8 protein-coding genes and 1 pseudogene are annotated in these 12,422 nt (G+C 60.4%); 4 read left to right on the forward strand and 5 right to left on the reverse strand.

Going from position 1 to position 12,422, the window contains the following annotated elements; translation table 11 throughout:
- Nucleotides 1-120: 120 nt before the first annotated feature.
- The 4 genes from tsaD to polA are packed head-to-tail and all read right to left on the reverse strand — an operon-like array spanning nt 121 to nt 4,572.
- Nucleotides 121-1,128 (reverse strand): tRNA (adenosine(37)-N6)-threonylcarbamoyltransferase complex transferase subunit TsaD, encoded by a 1,008-nt coding sequence (gene tsaD, locus WMO24_RS04365; RefSeq protein ID WP_349215099.1) that lies wholly within the window; start codon nt 1,126-1,128, stop codon nt 121-123.
- Nucleotides 1,129-1,143: 15 nt separating this feature from the next.
- Nucleotides 1,144-1,608, reverse strand: a complete 465-nt coding sequence (locus tag WMO24_RS04370; protein ID WP_349215100.1) for a hypothetical protein — start codon at nt 1,606-1,608, stop codon at nt 1,144-1,146.
- Nucleotides 1,609-1,612: 4 nt separating this feature from the next.
- Entirely contained in the window at nt 1,613-2,044 is a 432-nt protein-coding gene (rimI, locus tag WMO24_RS04375) for a ribosomal protein S18-alanine N-acetyltransferase (protein ID WP_349215101.1), read from the reverse strand.
- A complete protein-coding gene (polA, locus tag WMO24_RS04380; RefSeq protein WP_349215102.1) occupies nt 2,041-4,572 on the reverse strand; it encodes a DNA polymerase I in 2,532 nt (843 codons plus the stop codon). Before polA ends, rimI begins: the two co-directional genes overlap by 4 nt.
- A 95-nt stretch (nt 4,573-4,667) precedes the next feature.
- On the opposite strand from polA, the gene dusB reads away from it, so the two are divergent.
- Nucleotides 4,668-5,669, forward strand: coding sequence for a tRNA dihydrouridine synthase DusB (dusB, locus tag WMO24_RS04385; RefSeq protein ID WP_349215103.1), 1,002 nt, complete (start codon nt 4,668-4,670; stop codon nt 5,667-5,669).
- A 3-nt stretch (nt 5,670-5,672) separates the two neighbouring features.
- Here dusB and yfbR read toward each other — a convergent pair whose 3' ends face one another.
- Nucleotides 5,673-6,275, reverse strand: coding sequence for a 5'-deoxynucleotidase (yfbR, locus tag WMO24_RS04390; RefSeq protein ID WP_349215104.1), 603 nt, complete (start codon nt 6,273-6,275; stop codon nt 5,673-5,675).
- Between the two features lie 136 nt (nt 6,276-6,411).
- On the opposite strand from yfbR, the gene WMO24_RS04395 reads away from it, so the two are divergent.
- From WMO24_RS04395 to WMO24_RS04405, 3 genes and pseudogenes are all read left to right on the forward strand, one after another.
- Nucleotides 6,412-8,775, forward strand: coding sequence for a YfhO family protein (locus WMO24_RS04395; protein WP_349215105.1), 2,364 nt, complete (start codon nt 6,412-6,414; stop codon nt 8,773-8,775).
- A gap of 15 nt (nt 8,776-8,790) precedes the next feature.
- Nucleotides 8,791-10,955: pseudogene (locus WMO24_RS04400) on the forward strand (Tex family protein).
- A gap of 13 nt (nt 10,956-10,968) precedes the next feature.
- A complete protein-coding gene (locus WMO24_RS04405) occupies nt 10,969-12,384 on the forward strand; it encodes an MATE family efflux transporter (RefSeq protein ID WP_349215106.1) in 1,416 nt (471 codons plus the stop codon).
- Nucleotides 12,385-12,422 lie beyond the last annotated feature (38 nt).

Below are 12,422 nucleotides of genomic sequence, written 5' to 3' on the forward strand. Positions count from 1 at the left end.
CTTCATTCTACCACAGGGGGCTGTATGAACTCCTTTTTATTTCCCTAAAGTGTTGCACTTGATAGTATAATTCACCCTGAAACGAAAAGAGGCGGGACGCTTATGCGTCCCGCCTCTTTTTTAACGGTAATCGATGTTCAGTGTGGGTAGGCCGTTCAGCGAAAGGTCCGCCACGTTTCCGTCCAGATATTCGTAATAGCCCTGGGCCGCCACCATGGCCGCGTTGTCGCCGCACAGCTTCAGTTCCGGCAGATACAGCCGGGCGGAAAGGCGCTTTGCGCCTTTTTCCAGCTTCTGGCGCAGCGCCAGGTTGGAACCTACGCCGCCCGCCAGACAGATTTTTTTCGCGCCCAGGTCACCGGCCGCCAGCAAAAGCTTTTCGGCAAGAATATCGGTGATGCGCTGCTGGAAACTGGCGGCCATGTCGGGCACGCTGATTTCCTCGCCCCGCATCCGCACGTGGTTCACCGTGTTCAGCACCGCGGTTTTCAGGCCCGAAAAACTTACGTTGTATTTGCCTTCCACATGGGGTGTGGGCAGGGGGTATGCCTTGGGGTTTCCGCCCAGAGCAGCCTTGCTGACCGCCGGCCCGCCGGGATAGCCCAGGCCCAGCGTGCGGGCCACTTTGTCGAAGGCTTCGCCCGCGGCGTCGTCCACCGTGCGCCCCAGCACCTTGAATTTGGTATAGCTTTCAACCCAGACGATGTGGCTGTGTCCACCGCTGGCCACCAGGCACAAAAAGGGCGGCTCCAGTTCCGGGTGGGTCAGATACAGCGCGGCCACATGGCCCCGCAGATGGTGCACCGGAATCAAAGGCTTTTCGGCGGCGTAGCTGAGTCCTTTGGCAAAGTTGACGCCCACCAGCACGGCACCGATCAGCCCGGGGGCAAAGGTCACGGCCACTGCGTCGATGTCTTCCATGGAAAGCCCTGCATCGTCCAGCGCGCTTTGCGCCACGCCGGAGATGTTTTCAATATGCCGCCGGCTGGCAATTTCCGGCACCACGCCGCCGTACAGATTCTGTTCCTGCGCGCTGGAGGCGATGCAGTTTGACAAAAGCCGGCGTCCGTCCTCCACCACAGCGGCACAGGTGTCGTCGCAGCTTGATTCAATGCCCAAGATTTTCATGTTGTCCTTCCTTCCTCAGCCCTTCTCGGGCACAATGCCCTGTGTATCCACGGCGTAGTGGCGGTAGTTGTCCGGGTCCACATACACCGGAAGCTGGGTCCGCTCGCCCAGAAACGGTGCGGGGTCGAACCAGAAGGGCTGGCTTTGAAATACGTAGACGTGCCCGTCCTCCGGGTTCACAGCCTGGCAGCGAATGACCAGCGGGTACCGGCCGTTGACGTTGACGCGCGTATCGTAGCCGATTTCCACAATGTCGGCGTTGATGCGCTGCCCCTCTTCCAGAAGCTGCTCCCTGCGGCGGCGCATCCGGCTCCGTGCAGTCAGCAGGCCGATGCCCACTGCCAGAAAAATACCGCCCAGAAGGCAGAAAAGCAGCATCGGAGAAAAGTGCAGAGCATACACAAGCACCAGACCCAGTGCGCCGAACACCGCGCCCATGATCAGAAAAACGATGCCCACGATTTTCAACACAAGCTCCATTTCCTCACAGCTCCTTTTTCATCAGCACCGCGTCATCGGCGGGGTCACGATAAAAACCGCGCCGAAGCCCCACCTGCGTGAACCCCAGCGCCCGGTACAGCGCCCGGGCCGGTTCGTTTTGGGCGCGCACTTCCAGAAATACGGTCTTGGCGCCCTGGTCGGCCAGGTGCGCCAGCATCCATTGCAGCATGGCCCGGGCCACACCCCGGCGGCGCATGTCCTCGGCCACGGTCACCGCATAGATCGAGGCCTCGTCCAGCACCAGTCCGCACAGGCAGAGCCCCATCAGCCGGCCGTCCGCTTCCGCCACACAGCAGTGGCCTTCGGCCAGCGTCTCCCGGATGGATTCCTCGCTCCAGGAATCGGGCACCCGTGCTTCCAGCGCGGCAGCCTGCGCCGCGTCGCCCGGGGCCATGGGGCGGATCAGCGGGCTCATCCCTTGGCGGCGTACCAGGTGTCGCCGCTGTTTACATCCGCGACCAGCGGCACCGAGAGGTCCGCCGCTTTTCGCATCTCTTCGCCCAGAATCCGGGCGGCCTGTTTCTGTTCTTCCAGCGGGCACTCCACAATCAGTTCGTCGTGTACCTGCAGGATCAGCCGGGCGCGCAATCCCTCGTCCCGCAGACGGCGGAACACACGCACCATGGCCAGCTTGATCACGTCCGCGGCAGTTCCCTGAATGGGGGTGTTCAGCGCCATGCGCTCACCCTGGGCGCGCACGTTGAAATTGCTGGACGCCAGTTCCGGCAGGACCCGGCGCCGCCCGTACAGGGTGGCCACGTAACCGTGTTCCTTGCCGAAGGCAACGGTGGCATCCATGTATTCCTTCACTTTGGGATAGGCACCCAGATAGGTTTGAATAAACGCCTCGGCTTCCTTCACGGAAATGCCCAGATCCTGGGACAGACTGTACGCGCCTTTTCCGTAGATGATGCCGAAGTTGATGGCTTTCACCGACGAGCGCATGGCCGGGGTCACGTCCTGGGGCGAAACGCCGTAAATGCGGGCGGCCGTAGCCCGGTGGATGTCCTCGCCGTCGGCAAAGGCCTGCCGCATGTGCTCATCGCCCGAAATGTGGGCCATGATGCGCAGCTCGATCTGGCTGTAATCCGCGTCCAGCAGCGTGCAGCCCTCACAGGCAGTGAAATACCGGCGGAACCGGCTGCCCAGTTCTGTGCGCACGGGGATGTTCTGCAGGTTCGGTTCGTTGGAAGAGATGCGGCCCGTGCGGGTTTCCGTCTGATTGAAGGTGGAGTGAATGCGCCCGTCCGGCCCGATCACCTTCAAAAGCCCTTCCACATAGGTGGAGTTCAGCTTCTGATAGGTGCGGTATTGCAGAATGTGGTCGATGACCGGCGTATACCGGCGCAGACTTTCCAGCACATCCGCGCTGGTGGAGTATCCGCTCTTGGTCTTTTTGCGGGTGGGCAGGCCCAGGTCCTCAAACAGCGCTTTGCCCAGCTGCTTGGGGCTGTTTACGTTGAACTCGTAGCCCACTTCCTCATAGATGGCGGCCAGTTCGGCGGTCAGCGCCGCCTGCAGTTCCCGGCCGAAGGCTTCAATGCCCTCTTTGTCCACCTGAATGCCGGTATGCTCCATCTCGGCCAGCACTTCCGCAAGGGGCAGCTCCATGTCGTTCAGCAGCGATTCCATGCCCTGCTGGGCGCAAGCGCTTCGCAGCGCATCGCACAAAGGCTCCAGACAGGGGGCGTCCGGGGCATCCGCGCAGGCAAAAGAGGGCGACGCGCCATAGGCGCCCGCCAGATGTGCAATGGAATATTCGCTGGCCGACGGGTTCAGAAGATAGGCCGCCAGCTTTGCGTCAAACACAATGCCCCGGGCGTGCCGCTGCGCCCGCAAAGCCGCGCGGTAAAACGCCTTGGCGTCAAAGCATTCCTTCTGCACCCGGTCATTGGCCAGCAGGTCCAGAAATGCTTCCGAATCTATACTGGAAGTATAAACGTTTTCGGAATATACAATAATAGGGGCATCTTGCTGGAAATACAGAAAGACGCGGCCGATCTCCGGCGCCTGTGTCAGGGGCTGAAGGGCCGTCTGGGGCAGAGGCGCAGCGGTCTGCTGTGGGGCGGAAGCCGCCTCCAGATGCAGTTTTTCCAACGTGGAATACATCTCCAGCCCGGTCAGAAGGGCGCTGGCCGCAGCCGCGTCGGGCTGTGTGCGCTGATAAGCGCCGGGTTCGGTGGGAACAGGCGCTGCCCGGTCGATGCGGGCCAGCGTCAGGCTCATCTCGGCCTGAGCTTTGTCCCGGACAAGCTTTTCCCGCACACCTCTTTTGATGCGCGCGTCATCCAGATTTTCATACACGCCCGCCAGAGAGCCGAAGGCCTGGATCAGAGCCAGCGCGGTTTTTTCACCCACGCCGGTCACGCCGGGAATGTTGTCGGACGTGTCGCCCATCAGGCTTTTCACGTCGATCAGCTGCCGGGGGGAAACGCCGTATTTTTCCTGCACGGCGGCTTCGTCCATGGGAATGGTCACGCTTTTGCCCATCTGTGTGGAGGCCAGCAGCACCGTGGTGTGCGGCCCGATCAGCTGCAGCGAGTCCCGGTCACCGGTGGCCAGCACACACTCATCGCCCCGGGCTTCGCAAGCGGCGCTGAGCGTACCCAGAATGTCGTCGGCCTCGTATCCTTCGCAGGTGACCATCTGATATCCCAGGTCCGCCAGCAGCTCTTTCAGCACAGGCATCTGATCGGCCAGTTCCTGGGGCATGCCTTTGCGCTGGGCCTTATAGCCGTCGTACAATTTGTGCCGGAAGGTGGGCGCCTTCAAGTCAAAGGCGATGGCCACTTCGTCCGGGTTCTGCTCGGCCTGCAGTTTCAAAAGAATGTTCATGAAGCCCACAAGGGCGTTGGTGTAGCGGCCGTCCTTGGTGGTCAGGAGCTTGATGCCGTAGAAGGCACGGTTCACGATGCTGTTTCCATCCAGTACAAGAAGTTTCAAGGTGGGACCTCCGATGTTTTGTTGATGGGCCGCATGTGCGGCAATTTGAAAATATTATACCATAAAACCGAAATATATGATACAATAACTAAGTTATGGAAAAGTTGAAACATGCAATTCAAATGGGAACACTGACCCTTGCGCCGGGCGCTGCGCTGGCCCCCATGGCGGGCGTGACGGATACGACCATGCGCATTCTGTGTGCACAGCACGGTGCCAGCTGCACGGTCAGTGAAATGGTGAGCGCCAAGGCACTGACCTTCGGCGACAAAAAAAGCCCGCGGCTGATGGCCGGGGGCGGCGGCAGCGCGCCGTACGGAATTCAGTTGTTCGGGGCCGAGCCCCAGTCCATGGGTGAGGCGGCGGCCATGACCGCCGGCGGCAAATATCACGTGCCGTTTGATTTTCTGGATATCAACATGGGCTGTCCCGCGCCGAAGATCACCGGTTCCGGGGCGGGGTCCGCGCTGCTGAAAGATCCGCAGCTGGCCGGGCAGGTGGCGCAGGCGGTGGTGAAAAACGCGGGGGCGTATCCGGTCACCGCCAAGCTGCGCATCGGCTGGGACATGGACACGCTGACCGGCGTGGAAGTAGCCAAACGCTGTGAGGATGCGGGCATCTGCATGCTGACCGTGCACGGGCGCACCCGGCAGGAGATGTACAACCCCGGCATCCACGAAGAGGAGATTGCGAAGATCAAGGCGGCGGTGCGCATTCCGGTGCTGGCCAACGGCGATGTGACCAGTGCCGAAGGGGCGCTGGCGCTGCTGCGCGCAACCGAGTGCGACGGTGTGGCCGTGGGCCGCGGGGCCATGGGCAACCCCTGGCTGTTCGGACAGATCCGCGCCGCGCTCATGGGCCAGGAGATCCCCGCGCCGCCCAGCCTGAACCAGCGCTTTGCCACGCTGCGCAAGCACATTTACGACATGTGCGAGGACAAGGGCGAGCGGGTGGCCATGCAGCAGGCGCGCACCCACGCCGCCTGGTACATGCACGGGCTGCGGGGCGCCGCCAGTCTGCGGCGGGAGTGCTGCTCCATGGTCCATTTCACCGATCTGGACAAAGTCATTGAACACGCCTGGGCCTTGCAGGAGTAAGGCTCACGGCGTTTTTTCACCCGCGCTCAACTCGTCCAGCGTCCAGTGGTAGCAGGGCAGCATATGGGCCAGAAAATAGTCGGCTTCCGGGCACTGCATGGCGGCGATGGCGGCTTCCTGCTGCGCCTTCGCGCCGGAAAATTCCCGGTTGCCGGCCCGCTCTTCCTCAATGCACTTGATGTACGCGGACAGGCGGTCGGCGGCTTTCAGCAGCTGCTTTTCCTTGTCCGTCAGCACGTCCCCTGTAAGATACCCTTCCATCTCCGGGCGCAGCGCTTCGGGCAGCAGCCCCGCCATGGAAAGGGCCGCGTCTTTTTCCAGCGCTTTGTAGGCGCGGCGCAGCGGTTCGGTCTTATACTTGACGGGCGTAGGCATGTCGCCGGTCATGATTTCGCTGGCGTCATGGTACAACGCGGCCACGGCCACGGTTTCAGGCCGCACATTCCGGCCAAACTCCTTTTGGGCGATAAGGCACAGCGTGTGCGCCAGAATGGCCGCATCCGCCGTGTGTTCGCTGAGGGTCTCTGTGCGGGAAGACCGCATCAGCCCCCAGCGGGAAATGTATTTCATCCGTGCCACCAACGCATTGAACGGATAGACATTCATGGGAAGATTTCCTCTCTTTCCTTCGTTTTTAGGATAGCGGAAACCCGGCTTCGGGGTTCCGCGGCAAGGCAGACAGAGCCCCGGGCGCAGGCCGGGGGCTTTGGGGCTATTATAACACAACCGGGAGTATGCGCAAATGAAAACTCTGAAACGTGAAAATCTGGGAAACGGGTATCTGTTTACGTTCCTCATCTGCGTGGCCACCGCCGCGCTGATTTATCTGCCCTTTGTGGTCATTGACAAGGGGCTGTTCCAGTACTGCGGCGACTTCAACTCGCAGCAGATCCCGTTCTACGCCTATATGAACGACTTTGTCAAGAACTCCGCCGGGCAGTGGAGCTGGGAGACGGACCTGGGCTCTTCCGCAGTGAACTCTTATTCCTTCTATCTGCTGGGGTCGCCCTTTTTCTGGCTGAGCACGCTGTTCCCCGCCAAGACGCTTCCCTTTTTGATGGTTCCGCTGTTGATCCTGAAATTCGGCGTGTGCGGCCTGACGGCTTACATGTGGCTGCACCGCTATGCAAAAACCAAAAGCTGGGCCGTGATCGCCGCATGTCTGTACGCGTTCTCCGGGTTCACGGTGTACAACACCTTCTTCAACCATTTTGTGGACTGCATCGCGCTGTTCCCGCTGCTGCTGTGGGCGCTGGACAAATACATGTACGAAGACGTTCACGCGCTGTTCCCGGTGACAGTGGCCCTGAATCTGGTCAACAACTATTTCTTCTTCGCCGGCCAGATCGTATTTCTGTTCATCTACTTTTTTGCAAAACTCTCCTGCCGGGACTACCGCATCCGGCGGCCGAAGAAGTTTTTCCTGCTGGCCTTTGAATCCCTGCTGGGCGTGGCCATGGGCTGCGTGCTGCTGTGGCCCGCGGCGCTGAGCCTGATGGACAATCCCCGCACGGTGGACGTCTCCAACGGGTTCGGTCTGCTTTTGTACGGCCGGGTGCAGCAGTATTTTGCCATTTTTACCTCGCTGTTCCTGCCGCCGGACCCCACCTATCTGCCCAACATTTTCACCGATGCAGTCATCAAGCACACCAGCATGACGGCCTATCTGCCGGTGGTGGGCTTTGTGGGCAGCATGGCCTATCTGCGCTGCCGGGAAAAAACGCCCTGGAAGCGCATTCTGCTGGTCTGTTTTTTCATGGCCATGGTCCCGGTGCTGAACTCGGCGTTTTACGCACTGAACTCCAGCTACTACGCCCGCTGGTACTATATGCCCATCCTGATTTTGTGCGCCGCCACCATGCACACCTTTGAGGATGAGGACATCGACTGGAAAAAAGGCTTCAAACCGGTGGCCGCCATCACGCTGGCCTACGCGGTGTTTGCGCTGGTGCCCAAAGAAGAGGACGGCTCCTGGAGCATCGGTGTGGTGCAGCGGCAGTCGCAGTTCTGGCTCACGTATCTCACGGCCATCCTGGGGCTTTTGCTTTTGTACGGTGTGATCCGCTTCTGGGGTGATCAGCGCCGGCGGATGACCACGATCATGCTGGCGGTGATCCTGGGCTTTTCCGTGTTTTATTCGGTGGTCCACATCAGCCTGGGCAAGTTCCCCCAGTGGGAGGGCGACAAGGACTATCGCTCGGAATGCTATGAGGCGGCCCAGAACATTCAGTGGCCGGATGACAGCTTCTACCGTGTGGATACGTACGAGTGTTACGACAATCTGAGCCTTTGGATGAAACGCCCGGCGCTTCTGTGCTTTAACAGTACGGTGTCGCCTTCCATCATGGAGTTTTATCCCAACCTGGGTGTCAAGCGGGACGTTTCCTCCAAACCCGAGCACGAAAAATATGCGCTGCGGGGTCTGCTGGGCGTCAAGTATGTGATGATGCCGCTGGACAAATCCGCCGAGTATGAGGAGAAATACGGTTCCTACGGGTACTCCTATGCCTTCTCGGATGACACCTATGCTTACTATTATAATGAAAATGAACTGCCCATGGGCTTCGCCTATGACAAATACATCCTCATGGGGGACGAAGAAGGCGAAAGCGATTCGATCACGCTGATGACCATGTCGGAATCCGACCGGGCCAACATGCTGGTGCGCGCCATCGGCCTCAGCGAAGAGCAGGCCGAAACCTACGGCCATCTGATGGAGCAGGTGACCAACGACGATCTGGTGGGGCTGGATTATGACGGGTACGTCTGGGACGTGAACAAGCGCCGCACCACAGCCGTCACCCAGTTCGAGGCGGATGGCTCCGGTTTCACCGCATCCATCGAACTTTCTTCGGACAATCTGGTGTTCTTCAGCGTGCCTTATGACAAAGGCTGGAGTGCCACCGTCAACGGAGAGCCGGTCACTGTGGAGAAGGTTTCCGGCGGCATGTGCGCGGTGCTGTGCCCGGCCGGGGAGAGCACCATCGAATTCCAGTACGAGACGCCGGGTCTGCGCGCCAGCGCCACCGTTTCGGTGACCGCTCTGGTCGTCTGGGCGGTGTACGGAGCCGTGGTTCTGGCCGGCCGCCGGAAAAAGAAACAATAAGTTGAGGGAAATACCATGACAAAACACGCACAGATCATTGCAAAAGAACTGGAGCTGGACCCTGCCCGTGTGCAGGCGGCTGTGGAACTGATCGACGAGGGAAATACCATTCCGTTCATCGCCCGTTACCGCAAAGAGGCCACCGGCAGCATGGACGATCAGAAACTGCGCCAGCTGGAAGAGCGGCTTTCCTATCTGCGCAAACTGGATGACCAGAAGGCCGCCGTGGCAAATTCCATTACCGAGCAGGGCGCCATGACCGACGAACTGGCCGCCGCTTTGGAGAAGGCGGCCACGCTGGCGGAAGTGGAGGACATCTACCGCCCCTATAAACCCAAGCGGAAAACAAGGGCCAGCATGGCCAAGGCCAGAGGACTGGAACCGCTGGCTTTGCGCATCGGCGAACAGCGCACCGGCGACGATCCCCGTCTGCTGGCCGCGGACTTTGTCAAGGATGAGGTACCCGATGTGGATGCGGCACTGGCCGGCGCGCGGGATATTCTGGCAGAGAACATTTCCGACGCGGCGGAGATCCGTGCCGCGCTGCGCAATTTCTACACTGCCACTGCGCGGGTCGCCAGCAAGGCGGCCAAGAAGGACGAGGACAGCGTGTACGCCGGTTATTACGATTATTCCGAGCCGGCCTCCAAAATGGCGGGGCACCGGGTGCTGGCCGTGGACCGGGGCGAGCGCGAGGGCTTTTTGAAAGTCAGCGTGGAAGTGGAGAGCGACCGCGCGCTGGATCTGGTGCTGCGGCGCACGGTGAAAAATCAGTCCCTGTGCGGCCAGCAGGTGCGCGAGGCCGCGGCCGATGCCTACGCACGGCTGATCCATCCCAGCCTGGAGCGGGAAGTGCGGGCCGGTCTGACGGAAAAAGCCTGCGAGGGTGCCATCCGCGTATTCTCGAAAAATCTGGAACAGCTGCTGCTGCAGCCGCCCATCAAAGGCAAGGTGGCCATGGGGCTGGACCCCGGCTATCGCATGGGCTGCAAGACCGCTGTGGTGGACCCCACCGGAAAAGTGCTGGACACCGCGGTCATCTATCCGGTGCCGGAGTTCAAGCGCGTGGAGGAAGCTAAGCGGAAGGTGAAGGCTCTCATTGAAAAGCACGGAGTGGAGATCATCGCCATCGGCAACGGCACCGCCAGCAAAGAAACCGAGATTTTTGCGGCGCAGGTCATCAGTGAGCTGGACCGTCCGGTCAGCTACATGGTGGTCAGCGAGGCGGGCGCCAGCGTGTACTCCGCCTCCAAGCTGGCTGCTGAAGAATTTCCGGAATATGACGTCAACCTGCGCAGCGCGGTGTCCATTGCCCGCCGCCTGCAGGACCCCCTGGCGGAACTGGTGAAAATCGATCCCAAAGCGGTGGGTGTGGGCCAGTACCAGCACGACATGCCCCCGGCCCAGTTGTCCGCTGCGCTGGACGGCGTGGTGGAAGCCTGCGTAAACACGGTGGGCGTGGATTTGAACACCGCTTCGGCGCCGCTGCTGAACCGGGTGGCCGGCCTGACGGCGGCCACAGCCAAAAACATTGTGCAGTACCGGGAGGAAAACGGTGCCTTCACCACCCGCAAACAGCTTTTGAAGGTTTCCAAGCTGGGGCCCAAGGCCTTTGAGCAGTGCGCGGGCTTTTTGCGGGTGCCGGGCGCCAAAAACAAACTGGATGCCACTGCCGTTCATCCCGAAAGCTATGAGGCGGCGCAAAAACTGCTGGAGCTGTGCGGCTTTTCGGCACAGGACATCGGAACCAGCGCCGTGCAGACCCTGCCGGAAAAGGCACGGGCCATGGGCATGGAAGAACTGGCGCGGCAGACGGGCGTGGGCGTGCCCACCCTGGAGGACATCATCGCCGAGATCCTGCGCCCGGGGCGGGACATGCGCGACAGTCTGCCCAAGCCGCTTCTGCGCACCGATGTGATGGATATGAAAGACCTTGTGCCCGGCATGGAACTGAAGGGCACCGTGCGCAATGTCATTGATTTCGGGGCGTTCGTGGACATCGGCGTCCATCAGGACGGCCTCGTGCACATCAGCCAGATCTCCAACCGGTTTATCCGCCATCCGGCGAGGTGTTGAAGGTGGGAGACGTGGTCACCGTCTGGGTGCTGAGCGTGGATGTGGCCAAAAAGAGAATCTCCCTGACCATGAAACAGCCGAAGGGAGAGAAAAAGGAGTCATAAAGGGGATATAAGCATGGGACAGACACTGAGACGCTATTTGATTTTGGACCGGCGCTTTTTTGCGTCGCTGCTTGCCATTTCCATCCCCATCGCGCTGCAGAACATGATCAGCTTCGGCGTGAATATGATGGACAGCGTGATGCTGGGCAGTTTTGGAGACGTGGCCATCAGCGCGGCCAATGTGGGCGGCCAGCCCTTTGCCATTCTGATGTCTCTGGGCTTCGGGCTCTCTTCGGGCGGCGGCGTGCTGATCGCCCAGTACTGGGGCCGGAAAGATACCGCCAGCATCCGGAAAGTCATGCGCATCAGTATGCAACTGGTGTTTGTGGCTTCCCTGACTGTGACGGTGATCTGCCTGCTGATTCCGGAAACCATCGCCCGGTTTTACACAAAGGACGAGGCCATCGTCCAGGCGGCGGTGTCCTATCTGACGCTGGTGGTGTTCTCCTACCTGCCGTACAGCATTTCCAACAACTATATGATGAGCCTGCGGGCGGTGGAACAGGTAAAGGTCAGCGCGGTCATCTATGCCATCAGCTTCTTTGTGAATGTGTTTTTCAACTACGTGTTCATTTTCGGCGCTTTCGGCGCACCGCGGCTGGAAGTGCGGGGCGCTGCCGTGGGCACGGTGATCGCCCGCTGCTCCGAGCTGGCCATGGTGCTGGTGTACATGTACCGCCGCGAGAAGGTGGTGGGCTTCCGCCTGGGCGACTGCCTGCACCGGGAGAGAGATCTGCTGCCCAGCTACATGGAGCACAGCCTTCCGGTTCTGGGCAATGAGATGCTGTGGGGCGTGGGCTTCTCCATGATCAGCGTGATCATCGGGCAGATCAGCAGTGTGTTTATGGCGGCATACAGCATTGTGGGCATTTTGAACCAGCTGGCGTTTGTGACGCTTTCGGGAGCTGCCAACGGCGCGGCCGTCATCACAGGCAAGACCGTGGGCGAGGGAAGCCGTGCCCGCGTGCAGAAAGTGGCCAATACACTGTTGCTGCTGGCGGTGGCGGTCAGCGTGGTGAACTGTGTGTTCCTGCTGCTGGTGGGCCCGCTGTTCCTGAATTTTTACCATGTCACGCCCGAGACCCGGGAGGCGGCCGCGTCGCTGATTCGGGAGCTGGCGCTTTTGCAGCTGGTCATCGGCTTTGATGTGACGTGCATTGTGGGCGTGCTGCGGGGCGGCGGCGATACGCGCTTTGCTTTTTACAACGAGTGCGGCACCCTGTGGCTCATCGCGCTGCCGCTGGGCTTTTTGACCGGGGTGGTCTGGAAGATGCCGGTCACCGTGGTGTACCTGTGTCTGCGCAGCGACAGCGTGTTCAAATCCATCTTCTCGTTTTTTCGCCTGCGCAGCGGAAAATGGATCCGAAACGTCACCGTTCGGGAAATGTCGCCGCAGCAGGAACAGACAACTGGAAGTTTTGCCCAATAGCTGCCGGGTTTTCTTTGTGAGGATACAACAAAGTTCTG

This window comes from Ruthenibacterium intestinale (assembly GCF_040096265.1).
Lineage (GTDB): Bacteria > Bacillota > Clostridia > Oscillospirales > Ruminococcaceae > Ruthenibacterium > Ruthenibacterium komagatae.

Excerpts from the sequence above, each read along its gene's own strand:
- tsaD (WP_349215099.1), bottom strand. The coding sequence starts at position 1,128 with ATGAAAATCTTGGGCATTGAATCAAGCTGCGACGACACCTGTGCCGCT.
- WMO24_RS04370 (WP_349215100.1), bottom strand. The coding sequence starts at position 1,608 with ATGGAGCTTGTGTTGAAAATCGTGGGCATCGTTTTTCTGATCATGGGC.
- rimI (WP_349215101.1), bottom strand. The coding sequence starts at position 2,044 with ATGAGCCCGCTGATCCGCCCCATGGCCCCGGGCGACGCGGCGCAGGCT.
- dusB (WP_349215103.1), top strand. The coding sequence starts at position 4,668 with ATGGAAAAGTTGAAACATGCAATTCAAATGGGAACACTGACCCTTGCG.
- yfbR (WP_349215104.1), bottom strand. The coding sequence starts at position 6,275 with ATGAATGTCTATCCGTTCAATGCGTTGGTGGCACGGATGAAATACATT.
- WMO24_RS04395 (WP_349215105.1), top strand. The coding sequence starts at position 6,412 with ATGAAAACTCTGAAACGTGAAAATCTGGGAAACGGGTATCTGTTTACG.
- WMO24_RS04405 (WP_349215106.1), top strand. The coding sequence starts at position 10,969 with ATGGGACAGACACTGAGACGCTATTTGATTTTGGACCGGCGCTTTTTT.